General features: G+C 42.3%; 15 protein-coding genes. 4 read left to right on the forward strand and 11 right to left on the reverse strand.

What is annotated here, in order from left to right:
* The 7 genes from AAEY93_RS11665 to AAEY93_RS11695 all read right to left on the reverse strand — a co-directional run.
* Positions 1 to 165: transposase (locus AAEY93_RS11665; RefSeq protein ID WP_351077150.1), on the reverse strand; the 165-nt coding region annotated here is incomplete at its 3' end.
* Positions 166 to 654: 489 nt separating this feature from the next.
* The gene (locus tag AAEY93_RS11670) at positions 655 to 1,011 is read right to left on the reverse strand and encodes a YajD family HNH nuclease (RefSeq protein WP_101034699.1); all 357 of its coding nucleotides are present in this window, start codon (positions 1,009 to 1,011) and stop codon (positions 655 to 657) included.
* A 247-nt stretch (positions 1,012 to 1,258) separates the two neighbouring features.
* Positions 1,259 to 1,846: a DUF502 domain-containing protein gene (locus AAEY93_RS11675; protein ID WP_124011836.1), complete on the reverse strand. Its 588-nt coding sequence runs from the start codon at positions 1,844 to 1,846 to the stop codon at positions 1,259 to 1,261.
* A 144-nt stretch (positions 1,847 to 1,990) separates the two neighbouring features.
* Positions 1,991 to 2,695 (reverse strand): phosphate signaling complex protein PhoU, encoded by a 705-nt coding sequence (gene phoU, locus AAEY93_RS11680; RefSeq protein WP_101032209.1) that lies wholly within the window; start codon positions 2,693 to 2,695, stop codon positions 1,991 to 1,993.
* Positions 2,696 to 2,744: 49 nt separating this feature from the next.
* Positions 2,745 to 3,563: a phosphate ABC transporter ATP-binding protein PstB gene (pstB, locus tag AAEY93_RS11685; protein WP_101032210.1), complete on the reverse strand. Its 819-nt coding sequence runs from the start codon at positions 3,561 to 3,563 to the stop codon at positions 2,745 to 2,747.
* A gap of 27 nt (positions 3,564 to 3,590) precedes the next feature.
* Positions 3,591 to 5,252, reverse strand: a complete 1,662-nt coding sequence (gene pstA, locus AAEY93_RS11690) for a phosphate ABC transporter permease PstA (protein ID WP_124011837.1) — start codon at positions 5,250 to 5,252, stop codon at positions 3,591 to 3,593.
* A 58-nt stretch (positions 5,253 to 5,310) separates the two neighbouring features.
* On the reverse strand, positions 5,311 to 7,566 hold the full coding sequence (locus AAEY93_RS11695; RefSeq protein ID WP_124011838.1) for an ABC transporter permease subunit: 2,256 nt from the start codon (positions 7,564 to 7,566) through the stop codon (positions 5,311 to 5,313).
* 252 nt (positions 7,567 to 7,818) lie between these two features.
* Here AAEY93_RS11695 and AAEY93_RS11700 point away from each other — a divergent pair, with 252 nt between their 5' ends.
* The 4 genes from AAEY93_RS11700 to AAEY93_RS11715 all read left to right on the forward strand — a co-directional run bounded on the left by AAEY93_RS11700 (position 7,819) and on the right by AAEY93_RS11715 (position 10,696).
* Complete coding sequence (locus AAEY93_RS11700; protein WP_124011839.1) at positions 7,819 to 8,325, forward strand: glycine cleavage system transcriptional repressor; 507 nt, start codon at positions 7,819 to 7,821, stop codon at positions 8,323 to 8,325.
* Positions 8,326 to 8,432: 107 nt separating this feature from the next.
* A complete protein-coding gene (locus AAEY93_RS11705; protein WP_101032214.1) occupies positions 8,433 to 9,251 on the forward strand; it encodes a DUF2797 domain-containing protein in 819 nt (272 codons plus the stop codon).
* A gap of 267 nt (positions 9,252 to 9,518) precedes the next feature.
* Positions 9,519 to 10,124 (forward strand): LysE family translocator, encoded by a 606-nt coding sequence (locus AAEY93_RS11710; RefSeq protein ID WP_101032215.1) that lies wholly within the window; start codon positions 9,519 to 9,521, stop codon positions 10,122 to 10,124.
* A 29-nt stretch (positions 10,125 to 10,153) separates the two neighbouring features.
* A complete protein-coding gene (locus AAEY93_RS11715; RefSeq protein WP_124011840.1) occupies positions 10,154 to 10,696 on the forward strand; it encodes a DUF1415 domain-containing protein in 543 nt (180 codons plus the stop codon).
* Positions 10,697 to 10,915: 219 nt separating this feature from the next.
* Here AAEY93_RS11715 and AAEY93_RS11720 read toward each other — a convergent pair whose 3' ends face one another.
* The 4 genes from AAEY93_RS11720 to AAEY93_RS11735 all read right to left on the reverse strand — a co-directional run bounded on the left by AAEY93_RS11720 (position 10,916) and on the right by AAEY93_RS11735 (position 15,441).
* The gene (locus AAEY93_RS11720) at positions 10,916 to 11,743 is read right to left on the reverse strand and encodes an alpha/beta fold hydrolase (RefSeq protein WP_124011841.1); all 828 of its coding nucleotides are present in this window, start codon (positions 11,741 to 11,743) and stop codon (positions 10,916 to 10,918) included.
* A gap of 27 nt (positions 11,744 to 11,770) precedes the next feature.
* Positions 11,771 to 12,136 carry a hypothetical protein gene (locus AAEY93_RS11725; RefSeq protein ID WP_164839502.1) on the reverse strand — a complete coding sequence of 122 codons (366 nt, stop codon included), beginning with the start codon at positions 12,134 to 12,136 and terminating at the stop codon, positions 11,771 to 11,773.
* Positions 12,137 to 12,295: 159 nt separating this feature from the next.
* Positions 12,296 to 13,888, reverse strand: coding sequence for an ABC-F family ATPase (locus AAEY93_RS11730; RefSeq protein WP_101032219.1), 1,593 nt, complete (start codon positions 13,886 to 13,888; stop codon positions 12,296 to 12,298).
* A gap of 629 nt (positions 13,889 to 14,517) precedes the next feature.
* Positions 14,518 to 15,441, reverse strand: a complete 924-nt coding sequence (locus tag AAEY93_RS11735; protein WP_124011842.1) for a M14 family metallopeptidase — start codon at positions 15,439 to 15,441, stop codon at positions 14,518 to 14,520.
* Positions 15,442 to 15,469: the final 28 nt, after the last annotated feature.

A 15,469-nucleotide genomic window follows, 5' to 3' on the forward strand; every position in this document is an offset into this window, starting at 1 on the left:
GGTAATACCTTCAAATTCTTGTCTAAGTTGAGTCACCCAACGTCTAATCGCTGTTGGACCTGCCCCTGTAGCCTTGGAAGCTTCACTCGTAGTGTAACCTTGTTTAATAACGAGGTTTGCAGCATCTATTTTAAATTCTGTTGAGTAAGTTGGTTGAGTTTTCATTACTTTTTTACACCGTTTTATCTTAAGGGAAGTTTACCTCAATCGGTGTACAGATTCATTAAGCCACAATAACCAGCTGATCCCTGCTCAGAAGTATTACCACGGCGGAATCAGCCTCTAGCCTTCTGTCTTTCGAATTTATAGTATCTCGCAGCAAAGCGTCCTAGCTTTTGACTTTGCCTGTATAGCATCTCGCCGCAAAGCGGACTAGCTTCTAGGCTGTTTCTCGCCCGTTATCGATTTTCATCAATCTATCCAGCTTTTGACTTTGCCTGTATAGCATCTCGCCGCGTAGCGAACTCGCTCCTAGGCTGTTTATCGCCCGTTATCGATTTTCATCAATCTAGCCAGCTTTTGACTTTGCTTGTATAGCCTCTCGCAGCGCAGCGTCCTAGCTCCTAGGCGGTTTCTCGCTTGTCATCGCTTGTCATCGCTTGTTACCGCTTGTTACCGCTTGTCATCGTTCTTACCGCTTCTACCGTCTCAGCTCTACTTCTTCATCATTGCTTTTAAATCTGCAAATGGATTGAACGTAGCAGCGTCTTGTTTGGATTCTTTAGTACTGCCGTAACGGATCAGCTCTTCAAAACGCGAATGTTCATTGTCGTGACAATACAGGCACAATAACTCCCAGTTCGTCCCATCTGATGGATTATTATCGTGGTTGTGATCGCGATGATGAACCGTTAACTCAGATAAATTTTTATGGGTGAATTCGCGAGTGCAGCGACCGCATACCCAAGGGTATAACTTAAGCGCTTGTTCTCGATACCCTTTCTCACGAGAGGCTTTATAATCCCTAGCTTCAGCTAATACTTTATCTAATTTACTTTCGTTGGCCGACATTGATTTATCACTCATATAAAGAATTACCTCAAGGATAATCACTGTTATCGCTTTGGGCAATTGTTTGGTCGATCTTATTTTACGATTATTCTGCTAATGGTACAGATTAACAATAGCAACGCTTAAACCTAGCTGCCAGTTCGCTCTCGCACCGAGTCTTTCATCGCTTTTTTTCCGTAGGCGCAGCATTCGCTGTTATCGACTGTTGTCAGCTTTTATCGCAACTACCGGCGGTTACCCGCTTTACCTAGTTCTTGGCAACATTACTGTTGGTTATGCCGGCGGTTAAATTAAAGCGCATGGCATCTTCGAAGGACCAATCAACGATAATTAAGTCTTGGCGTTTAACTAAACTGGTCACGCCTGCCACTTGGTAACTTAATTGAAATAATACTGGCACCCAATCACCTTCAGGTAACGCATCAGCAAGTGGCTGTGGTACCGATTCGCTCATGATAAACCCGACGACAAAGCCGCCGTTAGCTTGTTTGACTAATACAGTTTTTTGAGTTTTCGGCTGACCGTCACGATTCATCAAACTCGCGATGTCGCGAATACTACCGTAGACAGATTTAAACAGTGGAAACTTCATCAGTTGGCTTTCAATCCAACCATACACCCACGCAATGGGGCTAACTGAAAATAGCAGTCCGGCAATAAACACTAAACTTGCGACCAAACAAAAACCGGCACCAACAAAAACAGATTCTACCCCCACAATATTGAGCAATAATTTACCTAAGCCATCGAGTGAGATGAACAATGACCAAAATAGCCAAATGGACAGCACCATAGGCAATAAATTAGTTAAACCACGAGCAAGGGTGTTTTTCATAAAAAGATTCTTCAACAATAGAGCAAATTAGCTAGCCAGCAAAGATAACAAATATCCATCAAAACCCCTAAACAAAAACGCCCTAATTTGGGCTGTTTATTAAATAAACAGTACAAATTAGGGCGTTTTAAAAGCCGTTATCTTTTATAGTTCTTTTTCCATTTCTTCATAAGAAATATGACGAACGTCTTTGCCTTTAACATAGTAAATCACGTATTCACAAATATTCTTACAACGGTCACCTACACGCTCAACCGCACGCGCAGCCCATAATACGTCTAACACATCAGGGATTGAGCGAGGGTCTTCCATCATATAAGTCATTAATTGACGGATGATACCTTCATACTCTTTGTCTATTTTCGCATCTTGTTTATGCAACTCAAACGCTTCATCGGCATCCATACGTGCTAATGCATCTAAGGTTGAGTGCAACATGCGGGTGGCGTGACGGCCCATGTTTTCAATACTGACCAATAGGGGTTGTTGACTGTTAGCGCGCTTTTCTACCGCCGCTTTGGCGATACGTACACAAGCATCACCTATACGCTCCAGATCAGTAATGGTTTTCGAAATGGCAATGATTAAACGCAAATCACTGGCGGCTGGTTGGCGTTTTGCAATAATACGAGTGCACTCTTCATCAATAGCGACTTCCATACCATTGACTTTGTGATCGCCTTCGATCACCTGTTGAGCTAATTCTGAGTCAAGCGTTGCTAACGCATCCAATGCTTGTTCAAGCTGGCGTTCAACTAAACCGCCCATAGCCAATACCCGATTCCGAATGTCATCAAGTTCGGCATTAAACTGGCCTGATATATGTTTACTTAAATTCATTTTTTCCATGATACCCACCTAATTTATATCTGTTAATTAAAAGCTTTTTTAACAAAGATCAACCGTAACGGCCGGTAATATAATCTTCAGTTTTACGCTTTTTGGGGGTCGTGAAAATGGTATTAGTATTAGCATATTCAACCAATTCGCCCATGTACATAAAGGCCGTTTGATCTGACACCCGTGCTGCTTGTTGCATGTTATGTGTCACAATAACAACGGTATATTTTTCCTTTAATTCTGTAATCAACTCTTCAATAATTAAGGTTGACATTGGATCCAGCGCCGACGTTGGCTCATCGAGTAATAAGACTTCTGGCTCAATGGCTATGGCACGTGCAATCACTAGACGTTGTTGCTGACCACCCGATAATCCGAATGCATTGTCGTGTAGACGGTCTTTCACTTCGTCCCAAATAGCTGCGCCACGCAATGAACGTTCAGCCGCTTCATCTAATTCACGACGGTTACTCAATCCTTGTAAACGTAAGCCATAGACCACGTTTTCATAGATTGACTTAGGAAACGGATTAGGACGCTGAAAGACCATACCTACGTTACGACGTAATGCTGCTACATCGACTTTCTTATCATAAATATTTTGACCATAAAGCAAGATTTCACCGTCAATTTTGCAACTATCAACCAAATCATTCATACGGTTAATACAACGCAAAAGAGTTGATTTACCACAGCCACTTGGGCCAATAAATGCGGTAACTTGTTTTTTAGGGATCTTCATCGAGACATCAAATAATGCTTGTTTATCACCGTAACGTAAATCAAGATTACGGATCTCAAGGGCGGTATCCTGTGCCGGTAAGTTAACTAAATCAACGGCTTCTGTTTGCATTGCTGAACTATCAATTGAAATCATTTTTATCTTTCCTCAGGATATCGCTAATTAATGTTCTAGCGAACGGAATTTTTCACGTAAATGGTTGCGCACGCTAATAGCGGTTAAATTAAGGGCAACAATTACAGATACTAATAAGAACGAAGTTGCATACACTAAGGGACGTGCAGCCTCAACGTTAGGGCTTTGGAAGCCTACATCGTAAATATGGAAACCTAAGTGCATAAACTTACGTTCTAAATGCACAAACGGGAAATTCATATCAATCGGTAATGTTGGCGCTAATTTTACCACACCAACCAACATTAACGGCGCCACTTCACCGGCAGCACGTGCTACAGCTAAAATCAAACCAGTCATAATCGCTGGGCTCGCCATTGGGATGACAATACGCCATAAGGTTTCGGCTTTGGTGGCACCTAAAGCCAAACTGCCTTGACGAACCGCACTTGGAATCCGGCTTAAGCCTTCTTCAGTTGATACAATCACCACTGGCAAGGTTAAAATAGCTAAGGTCAATGCAGACCAAAGTACCCCTGGAGAGCCAAATGTTGGTGAAGGCAATGCTTCTGGAAAAAATAATTGGTCAATTGAGCCACCCATCATGTAGACAAAGAAGCCTAAACCAAAGACACCGTAAACAATTGACGGTACACCGGCCAAATTGATAACCGCAATGCGGATCAGCTTGGTAATAGGGCCTTTCTTAGCATATTCATGAAGGTAAATCGCGGCAATGACTCCAAATGGCGTTACAATAACCGCCATTAGCATCACCATAAAAACGGTACCAAAAATAGCGGGGAACACCCCACCCTCAGTATTGGCTTCGCGGGGATCGTCACTGACAAAGCGGCCAATACCAACAAACCAGTGGCCAACTTTACTGAGCAAGCTCATGTGATTGACATAGCTGACGTCTAAAATAGAGTCCAGTTGCAAGGTGACTTCAACGCCACGCATATCTTTGACGACAACAGAATCGCGGGCGGCTTTAGCGCGTAAGGCAAACAAGTCTTTTTCAAGGACTAAGTAGTTTTGGTGAAGCTGTTCAACTTGCGCTTCCACCTCAGCTTTAAGCTCATCAGTTAATTCACCCTCTAGCTCATAACCACGCTCTTTTAAACGTAGACGCTCCATTTGATAATTAATTGAGCCAATGTCACTTTTTTGCAACGCTAATGCTTCATCAGCAATTGCAACCGCACGATCTATATGACCCATCAATGACGTTTCAATCGCAGCTTCATCATTGAGCGCTAAACGCTTACCGTCTTCAATAACCGCAACGGGGTAACCGTAAAAATTACCATTTTGTGTGCGCTCAAGCTTAGCAACATCTGCAGGCATTGAACGGCTAACGATATCTGTTGCTAAAATCCAACGAAAATCTAATCCCACAAACTCACGGTTACCTGTTTTAACCAAGTAACGCGTCACAAACTCACCAGGGTGCTTGGTAAATTTATGACCTGCTGAAATTAACCGTTCCGTAGGCACTTCTTCGCGGTTATAAATTTCACCAATAAGGGTGCTTTTAACGCCATTATTGTTTTCAAGTTGCCATTGGTAAACATCAGCAGGCCAGAAGTAACTCAAGCCACGCCACGCAATTAACAGTAATAAGCCTAGAACGGCAATTAAACTGATACTAACGGCACCACCGGTCATCCAAATCCACGGTGAACCTGATTTAAACCACTTACCCATTACACAAACCTCTCAAGGCGATTGGCGAAATAATCATTAATTGAGTCATCATCTTTCCTTACAGTGAGCTATAACGTTCGCGTAAACGTTGGCGAACAACTTCTGCAATGGTATTAAAGAAGAAGGTGAACACGAACAATACAAAGGCGGCTAAGAACAATACACGGTAATGCGTACTGCCAATGGCCGACTCCGGCATTTCTACGGCAATGTTTGCCGCTAAGGTACGCATACCCTCAAACACACTCCACTCAAGGATTGCGGTATTACCGGTTGCCATTAACACAATCATGGTTTCACCCACTGCACGGCCTAAGCCCATCATGATGGCCGAGAAAATACCCGGACTGGCGGTAAGCAATACCACCTTGGTCAGGGTTTGCCAGTTTGTTGCACCCAATGCCAAACTGCCGTTTGACAAATGACGTGGTACGGAGAAAATAGCATCTTCAGCAATCGAAAATATTGTTGGAATAACCGCAAAACCCATGGCAATCCCCACAACAAGCGCATTACGTTGGTCAAAGGTGATGCCTAAATCGTTGGTAATAAACTGGCGAGTATTACCGTCAAATAATGCCACTTCAATGACAGGGCTAATCGTAAATGAGAACCAACCGACAAATATAATCACTGGCAATAACATCAGTTCTTGATATGTTTCTGGTAGGCGATGCTTCCACGTTTGTGGCAATTTACTCCAAGCAAATGCTGTGATGAGTATTGATATGGGCATTGACAACAACAACACCACTATGCCGGGTAAGTTATCTTCAATCAGTGGCGCTAGCCATAATCCTGCCAAGAAACCCAAAATAACCGTGGGTAATGCCTCCATAATTTCAATGGTAGGCTTTACCACGTTGCGGACTTTTGGCGTCATAAAGTAAGCGGTATAAATGGCACCGGCAATCGCTAATGGCGCCGCAAACAACATGGCGTAAAAAGCGGCTTTCATGGTACCAAATGCTAACGGCATTAAACTTAACTTAGCCTCAAAGTCGTCAGAACCAGACGTCGATTGCCATACATATTGTGGTTCAGGGTAACTTTCGTACCACACTTTCTCCCACAGCGCGCTCCATGATATTTCTGGGTGGCTGTTTTCAACAGAGAAAAGGTTAAGTTTGTTATCGGCTTCAATCACCAAGGCATTTGAACGCGGGCTAAAGCTCATTTCCCCAGGGTTAGTTAACTGAAACTTCTCGTCGAATAACTCTCGTTCACTGGTAGTATAAAGCAGGGTTAACTCACCTTCAGGGCTTAAGACTGCAAAGCTTTTACGATAAAACTCTGTCGCCATAACACTCACTGGAGCAATATCATCAAACTCACGAATTTGCTCATATAAACGCCCTTTTTCGCTATTTACTTGGAAGTACTGACTCACAATGCCACTGTCATAACTGACTAAAATCGAGCTGGCACCCGCAAGCAAATTCACTTGCTTAACATCAGCATTAACTTTTTTTACATCAACGACTTGAAGCAACTCTACAGAGTGTGCATTACGAGTGTTGTAAATAAATAGTTTGTTATTCGCGCTCAAAATAAGCTGACGATGATCTGGAGTCATTAATACTGATACGACATCGTTTGGCGCATCTTCAATAAAGACTTCAACCGATGACCATTCAACTTCTTCAGTCATCATGTTTTCTTCGCCTTCTTGGCGATTTAGCTTCCAAGCACCATTTTTGTCTTGATAAGCAAAGCTCATGCGACTATCGCTATAATCAAACACCAGATTATACACAGCACCATCGCGATTAATGGTTAATGGCGCTTCCCCCATTGGATAACGTAAAGAAGGGGTAATCAGACGTTGATTGTCTGGGTAGGTCAAACCAAACTCAATCCCGACAACAATCACTTGACCGTTGCTTAGCCCTAATGCGAAGCGTTGCTCGCTTGGACTTGATTTGGTACTGCTAGTTACCGTTGCACCTTGAGGAAGTTTAGGAGTAAAAGACGAAATTAATTCACCGCTCGCGGCTGAATAAAAATCAACAGTACCCAATTTGGTCACCCGATATAGCACTTCGTTTTGTTCATCACTGCCGACCATTAAGGTTTTAGCATCAGCATGTTGATAGCTGACACTCGTAACAGGTTCTATATCTGCACCATCAAAAATGGGCTTGATGACATACAGCAAATAGAAAAATATTAATAACAAAGTGACAAACACTAAGGTGCCACCGATGGTTACCCCAATCTCAGCTGCTTTATCCTTAAATGCTCTGCGGGTTGCATGTCTATCAACGAGTAGACTTTTTTCAGCAGAACCAGGTTGATTGACCTGACTTTCCATTAAGAACCTCTAATAATTAATCGATGCCATAATTAGCGCTTTGATTGTGCAGTCTACTATGCTAACAATAAATATTTATGACTAAATAACTGTCTATTAGTTATCCATTAGTCTCTAAATAAATTGTAGTAACACAACAGTAAACCTGTTGTAAGACAGCAATAAAAACATAACACAACCTTAAGTGGCTGAGATTATATGACGTAAAGATGACAGTTGTGTTACAGACATTATTTATAGGAGAAATATCGAATGATGCGTTATATTATTACTCTTCAAGCACCTGATAGAAAAGGCTTAGTAGAACAAATAGCCAATGTAGTAAGCCGACATAATGGCAACTGGCTAGACTCGGAAATGCGCCATATAGACGGCGTTTTTGCCGCGATATTACAATTAGAAGTCCCAGCACTAAAATGGGATGCATTAGTTGACGCCTTAGAATGCATTGACGGCTTAGCCTTAACCTTTGCTAAAACCACCTTAAGCACGAAACCGATTAAGCATCTGTATTACAACTTAATCGCATACGATCGCCCCGGGATTGTGTTGCACATCTCTAATAAAATGAATGCGTTAGGCGTAAACATTGAACAGTTTAGTAGCCAATACGAAACGGCCAGCCACACAGGCATTGCGTTATTTAGAGCGACAATGGCATTTGGCTTAACCGACCCCGCTCAAGAGGAGCAAATCACGGCATCACTTTATGAAATGGGTGATGATGTTGTATTAGATAAGCTCAGTAAATTAGCATAAGTTGAATTTAACGTTTAAGGCAAAAACAAACGAGGCAAATTAAGGCTAAAATCCGTTTTCATCATCTGCTAAACTGCCACATAATAATGACGATAAATGGATTAACCATGTTTGGAACGCTATCAAAACTAAAAACCCACCTCAATGATGATCATGAGGTGGAGTATCATTTACCTGTCGGAGAAGCGCGTTTAGCGCTTAACCCGCTTATTGGTAAGTCATTAACCATGACTCATACGGGTAATATTTTTTGCAGCAACTGCGGTAAAAAAACCAAGAAAAGTTATTCTCAGGGCCATTGTTATGTATGCATGACAAAACTGGCCAGTTGCGACCTGTGTATAATGAAACCAGAAACATGCCACTTTGATCAAGGCACTTGCCGCGAACCAGAATGGGGCATGTCAAATTGCTTTGTGCCACATTATGTCTATTTGTCTAATACTTCAGGCATTAAAGTAGGTATTACCCGCCATACTCAAATCCCAACCCGTTGGATAGATCAAGGCGCGACTCAAGGCTTACCTATTTTTAAAGTGTCTACCCGTAAAATGTCGGGCTTAATTGAAGTTGAACTGGCAAAATTCATTAATGATAAAACCCATTGGCAAGCGATGCTAAAAGGTCATAATGATGATGTCGATTTGGTAGAACAAGCTGCGCAGCTTATCCCGTTAATTGAAGATAAACTGCAAGCCCTCGCGGCCGAACATCAAGATATTGTCATTGAACGCCTAGACGCTAATATTCAGGCCATAAGTTATCCGATCACGCAATTCCCAGTTAAAGTAAAGTCGCATAATTTCGATAAAATTGCTGAAGTTAGCGGTATTTTACAAGGCATTAAAGGCCAATATCTTATTTTTGATACAGGGGTGATTAATATCCGTAAATTTTCATCTTACGAAGTAGATGTCAGTTATTAACCTACCTGGTTATTATCGAAATGCTCAAGTAACGAGCTCAGAGAGAAACTCTGGCCTTGTTGCTTGATAGTAACGATCTACGATTACACTGAGTCACTAATAATTTACTTAACTTATAACAACAGCTTAATGAATAAATAGCCGTTGTGTTAATATTAAAACGATATATTTAAGCAAGCGTTAAAAAAATCATTATGGTGAATCATTCATTTCCCCTAGAATTCGACTTATCAAAATAGCTTATTAATCCACTACAGAGACCCTTTCATGGAGTTAGTATTCGCCATTGCGTTATTTGCTTTTTCTGCCGGCATTACTCCTGGCCCGAACAACATTATGTTAATGACCTCTGGAGTGAACTTTGGTATTAAGCGAAGTATTCCTCACTTAATGGGTATAAGCTTAGGTTTTCCGACCATGATATTGGCCGTCGGGCTTGGATTAAGCGCAATATTTAAAGCTTATCCCTTCATCCATATTGTGATTAAAGTGATTGGTATCAGCTACCTACTTTACCTATCATGGCTCATTGCCAATAGCAGCAGTAAAATGGAAGGCAAACCGGTGAGTAAACCGTTTAGTTTTTTGCAAGCGGCTGCGTTTCAATGGGTGAATCCAAAAGGTTGGATCATGGCTGTCGGCGCCATTGCAACATTTACCTCAGTGCAGCAAGAGCTCAATGGCCAAGTGATTACCATTGCCAGCGTATTTTTGTGTGTGGCATTTCCCTGTGCAATTGTCTGGCTTGGATTTGGGGTGGCGCTAAAACGGCTACTTAAAAATGAGCGCCAACAACGTATTTTTAATGTCACAATGGCTTTATTATTAGTAGCATCGATTATCCCAATGATGTTGCCACCCACAACTCACTGAACCATTAAATAGGGTTAAAAGGTTACGTAATGGAACCACATGAATGCCTCACTCACACTGAAAAATGGGTGAAAGATGTCATTATGAAATACAACATTTGCCCGTTTGCCCGTCGAGAGGTGGAACGTGCCAGCATTCGTTATGTTGCCATTGAAGAAACTAAAGTAGCAAAAGTGCTTAATGCGTTAATACAAGAATGCCAATACTTGGACAATCATCCTCAAACTGAAACCACACTGTTTATTCTGCCTCGTGGGTTTGAAGGTTTCTACCCTTATTTAGACATAGTCGATTATGCAAATGATGAATTGATTGAGCAAGGTTATGAAGGCATTTACCAACTCGCCAGTTTTCACCCAGACTATTGCTTTGAAGGTGAACCCCAAGACAGTCCGGCTAATTTTACCAATCGTTCTCCCTACCCTTGCCTGCATATTATCCGTGAAGCCAGTATGGAAATAGCGTTAGCAAGTTATACCGACCCCGAATCCATTCCTGAGCGGAATATTGCTTTTGCAGAGCGTAAAGGCAGCGATTTTTTTGTGGCCTTATTGCAAAACTGCACCAAGTAGCCTTGGTACTCGGGTAAGAGCGATGCTGGGGTGACAAGCAATTAAAGCCTAGAGGCTAGAGCGGACTTCGTCCTGCTAGATCGCTGCGCTACTATACAAGCAAGTAACAGCTAGATGAAACGATCTAGCATCTAGGTCCATTCAATCTTTCCGCTTTTCTAGCCTCTAGCAGCGAAGCGTTCTAGCCTCTAGTAGCGAAGCTATTTAACATCTAGGTTCTTATCGTTCTTTCCCATTGTTGTCGTTATTGAGACAAAATTCACTGATCAATTTTGGCCATTCATTGACATCATCTATCGAGTGAGCAATGTGTAACGTCGAATGTGGTAATATTTTATGCAACTCAATGGCGGTCTCAATGGGGTGAGCCTTATCACCCTCCCAGGCTAAAATCAGGGTTGGCATAGTCAATGTGGCAATGTGTTGTTTATTTGGCAGATCATTGAGGGCGGCTGCGCGAAACAGTCGGTCAAGCGTTTGACGTGTCATCAATTTTAATCCGTCTAACGTGCCCAGCACACTGTGTTCGTGGCCATTAATCAGCCAACTTGGTAGCATTTTTCCCCAATGTTTGGCGTTTATCCTGGCTAACCCTTTACCGCCAAAAATACGCGCTGCTTTGGCCATTTTAGGGTAAATATCCACTTGTGCCGCCCGTGCATCCCATGCTGTGGGCGGGTTCATCAGGATCAATCCTTTTACTTTTTCTGGATACTTCAATGCAGCATATAAGCTCGTGACACTGCCCATTGATTGACCGCCTAAAATAAGCTCTGATGGCGCGCTTAAATGCGTGGCGATGCTTATCATGTCATTCGCCAGTTCTGGCCATAAATAGTCTTCAACGCACTTACCGGCTGAAGACAAGCCATGACCAACGGCGTCATAACGAATAAGCTGTAACTTTTTGGGAAATCGATGCCAGGCATATAAACCAATCGCATCTTCACTTTGAATGCTGCCGGTTGAGCCATGGGCCCAAATAAGGGTCTGTCCCATACCGCTAATGGAACAATTAAACTGATTAATATTAAATTGCTCTGTCATGGCCTATCGCGCTCCTAATGAGTCAACTTATCCTTTTACAATTTCAATCAGTCTATTGATAAATAGAATAACTGCATCTGTGGTATCAAACCGAAATGCTAGACCATAGTGAATTTCATTTAAGCCTTTGTTTCGACGGGTTGGAAATCGGGTCATTTGCGCATTATGGTAATAATCATATTTTGCGTGTACGCCATCTATGGTCGCCAATTCTGTCGAAAAAATTTCAAATGCCGGACGGATAATCAGTAATGGCGTTTGTCCTTCCACATGCAAATAAACCGGTTCTTTTAACTCAGGGAGCATGTATTCGGTAACATTCTTAATATTAAAATTAGTACGACATTTGAGTTCATTCAAGGTTGATGCGGCTTGTTCGAGGGTGATGCTCATAAAATAGATGCCTGTGCTGGGTAATACCATTGATTTATAACACTAGAGTATATGACTTAGGCAGGTAAATAAAAACAAAAAGCCCCGAACATTTGTTCAGGGCTAATGATGTTAATTCGTTAGTATTGGCTATAAACGATACTGGCTATAAAACCACAATTAAGCGTCGATACCTTTACTCGCCAATAACTCGTCGTAAGTGCCTTTGAAATCATTAATACCCTTGTCGGTGATTTCAATAATACGTGTGGCCAATGATGATACAAATGCACGGTCATGGGAGACGAAAATCAATGTGCCTTCGTACTTTTCAAGCGCATTATTTAATGACTCGATTGATTCCATATCCATGTGGTTGGTTGGTTCATCGAGTAACAAAATATTGGCTTTTTGCATGATAAGTTTACCGAAATACATACGGCCTTTTTCACCACCGGACAACACTTTAACGGATTTTTTAATGTCATCTGCGCCAAACAACATACGGCCTAAAATACCGCGAACAGATTGATCGTCATCGTTTTCTTTACGCCATTGACTCATCCATTCAAATAAAGTCATGTCATTAGTAAAATCAGCTTCATGATCCTGGGCGTAGTAACCAAGATTGGCATTTTCAGACCAATTAATAGTCCCTTCGTCTTGTGGAATATCGTGCACTAAAGTACGTAGTAAGGTGGTTTTACCAATACCGTTCTGACCCAAAATAGCAATACGTTCACCCACTTCAACCATTAAGTTCAGTTTGCTAAATAAGGGTTTGTCGTAACCTTTAGTTAAATTTTCGACGACCAGTGCATTTCGAAACAATTTCTTGTCTTGCTCGAAACGAATAAAGGGGTTGACGCGACTTGATGCTTTAATGTCATCAAGTTTAATTTTATCAATTTGCTTAGCGCGTGATGTGGCTTGTTTCGCTTTCGATGCGTTAGCCGAGAAGCGTGCTACGAAGGTTTGTAATTCAGCAATTTGCGCTTTTTTCTTCGCGTTGTCATTCATTAAACGTTCACGTGATTGCTGTGCAGCCATCATGTATTCGTCGTAGTTACCAGGGAACACTCGCAGTTCACCGTAATCTAAGTCAGCCATGTGGGTACACACTGAGTTTAAAAAGTAACGGTCATGGGAAATAATAATCATGGTGCTGTTACGTTGGTTCAACATGTCTTGTAACCAGCGAATAGTATCGATGTCCAAGTTGTTGGTCGGTTCGTCAAGTAACAATAAATCTGGATTTGAGAATAATGCTTGCGCCAATAACACCCGCAATTTGAAACCAGGAGCGATTTCGCTCATTAACCCAAAATGTTGCTCAGTGGCAATACCCACACCAAGCAATAAATCGCCTGCACGAGCGTCCGAGGTATACCCATCCATCTCAGCAAATTCCATCTCAAGCTCAGACACTTTGATACCGTCTTCTTCACTCATTTCAGGTAAAGAATAAATACGGTCACGCTCTTGCTTCACTTTCCACAACTCTCTGTGGCCCATGATCACAGTATCAATGACTGAAAAACTTTCGTAAGCAAACTGGTCTTGGTTTAATTTACCCATGCGCTCGTTAACATCTATCGAGACGTTACCGCTTGAAGGCTCTAAATCACCGGCAAGGATTTTCATAAAGGTGGATTTACCACAACCATTCGCGCCAATTAAACCGTAGCGATTACCGCCACCAAATTTAACTGATAGGTTTTCAAACAGTGGCTTTGCGCCAAACTGCATCGTGATGTTAGCTGTTGTAATCAAAATGAAATTCCAAATCGTGTTGTGTGTTAAAGCCCATATCAAATTATCGTGTAATCGTTTGAGTTGACGTCTAGACGACCCAAGCAAGCAAAAAATGATATTGAAACTGGCATACGGCAAAGCCGAGGTAAATACGAAGCGCAATATTGTAAGGATTTTCGGGCTATTTATCAACCTAAAATGGACCGATATCGATAACAACACAAAAGCAAACACTAACCCGGCGTTGACGGTAAAAGCTTCAACAGCCTAGAGGCTATAAAATCTATAGCAAGAGCCTAGAGCGCTGCACTGCTAGGACGCTGCGCGGCTAGATGCTATAAAATCTTAGCAGCGAAGCGACCCTAGCAGGACGCAATAAAACAAACAGCCTAGAGCGCTGCGCTGCTAGGACGCTGCGCGGCTAGATGCTATAAAAGCAAACAGCACAGCGAAACGACTCTAGCAGGAAGAAGTCCGCCCTAATCTCTAGGCACTGCCAGCTTGTCATCGATTGTCATCGCCGGCTATCGCTTGTCATCCCGCTCTTCTCCGCTTTTATAGCAGCGCAGCGATCTAGCAGGACGCAGTCCGCCCTAGTCTCTAGGCTTTGACCGCTTGTCATCGCTTGTCATCGCTTGCCATCGTTTTTAAAGCTTCAAATAACCAACAATATAATCCAATCCACCAATGATGGCAGCGACTTGAGCGTCGTTACATTCTTGAACGGTGACAAGTGGGCTATCGGGATAGACTTCGGTGGTGGTGTTAAAGTGATTGACTGTAATGCCGGCGCATAAACTGAGTTTTTTAACCGGATAGTTAACCACCCCAAATTGTTCAATCGGCACTTCGATAAGTTGGTTTTTATCATCTGCTGGAGCAATATGAGTCACTTTTAAGACCGAGTCGATAACCGCTTTTTGAAATGCGGGTGTTGGGTTGTCACTGTCACCTACAAGGTAGAAACCGTCAGGAATAATACCTTTGTCGTATTCAACACCATCGCGAGCAGATAATACCGGTCTGAACTCCAGCTCGTCAGTATCGGTAGTTTCATGTAGGTCAATATGCGCATAAATATCGCCCAGTGTTGCGACAAATGCCATCAGTGCAGCAGACTCTTCTGCTGGGCTATTAGGATAAAAAGAACGATTAGGGTCGATGGCTTTAGGATTCCAACGATTAATAGTTTCATAACCCCAAGGACTGATGCAAGGCGCTACGACTACATTGAAATATTGAGCATAGTGTTGTGCTTTCGTGGCTAAGAATTGAATCGCACCTTGTACACCGCTGGTTTCATATCCATGCACACCACCCGTCACGAGAATGGTTTTTTTATTGCTATCCCACTGCTGAGATTTAAACGCAAACAGTGGGTATTTGTCGGCATCATAAGATAACGCGCCGTATTGTACTTGTTCAAACTGAGCGGCCAGCGGGGTTAATTTACTCACCACTTCATCTTGATATGAACGTTTTATCGTCACTTGTGCTAACCATTGGCTTTTGTCAGCATCGGTCCACTTTTGCCCTGGAGTACCAATAGGATACGCTGTTGAATTGCTCATATAACCTCGTTAATCGTTTGTTTTATTG

The sequence above is a fragment of the Shewanella sp. CAL98-MNA-CIBAN-0140 genome, from assembly GCF_040309905.1.
GTDB lineage: Bacteria > Pseudomonadota > Gammaproteobacteria > Enterobacterales > Shewanellaceae > Shewanella > Shewanella psychromarinicola.

Excerpts from the sequence above, each read along its gene's own strand:
- AAEY93_RS11670 (WP_101034699.1), bottom strand. The coding sequence starts at position 1,011 with ATGTCGGCCAACGAAAGTAAATTAGATAAAGTATTAGCTGAAGCTAGG.
- AAEY93_RS11675 (WP_124011836.1), bottom strand. The coding sequence starts at position 1,846 with ATGAAAAACACCCTTGCTCGTGGTTTAACTAATTTATTGCCTATGGTG.
- phoU (WP_101032209.1), bottom strand. The coding sequence starts at position 2,695 with ATGGAAAAAATGAATTTAAGTAAACATATATCAGGCCAGTTTAATGCC.
- pstB (WP_101032210.1), bottom strand. The coding sequence starts at position 3,563 with ATGATTTCAATTGATAGTTCAGCAATGCAAACAGAAGCCGTTGATTTA.
- pstA (WP_124011837.1), bottom strand. The coding sequence starts at position 5,252 with ATGGGTAAGTGGTTTAAATCAGGTTCACCGTGGATTTGGATGACCGGT.
- AAEY93_RS11695 (WP_124011838.1), bottom strand. The coding sequence starts at position 7,566 with ATGGAAAGTCAGGTCAATCAACCTGGTTCTGCTGAAAAAAGTCTACTC.
- AAEY93_RS11700 (WP_124011839.1), top strand. The coding sequence starts at position 7,819 with ATGATGCGTTATATTATTACTCTTCAAGCACCTGATAGAAAAGGCTTA.
- AAEY93_RS11705 (WP_101032214.1), top strand. The coding sequence starts at position 8,433 with ATGTTTGGAACGCTATCAAAACTAAAAACCCACCTCAATGATGATCAT.
- AAEY93_RS11710 (WP_101032215.1), top strand. The coding sequence starts at position 9,519 with ATGGAGTTAGTATTCGCCATTGCGTTATTTGCTTTTTCTGCCGGCATT.
- AAEY93_RS11715 (WP_124011840.1), top strand. The coding sequence starts at position 10,154 with ATGGAACCACATGAATGCCTCACTCACACTGAAAAATGGGTGAAAGAT.
- AAEY93_RS11720 (WP_124011841.1), bottom strand. The coding sequence starts at position 11,743 with ATGACAGAGCAATTTAATATTAATCAGTTTAATTGTTCCATTAGCGGT.
- AAEY93_RS11725 (WP_164839502.1), bottom strand. The coding sequence starts at position 12,136 with ATGAGCATCACCCTCGAACAAGCCGCATCAACCTTGAATGAACTCAAA.
- AAEY93_RS11735 (WP_124011842.1), bottom strand. The coding sequence starts at position 15,441 with ATGAGCAATTCAACAGCGTATCCTATTGGTACTCCAGGGCAAAAGTGG.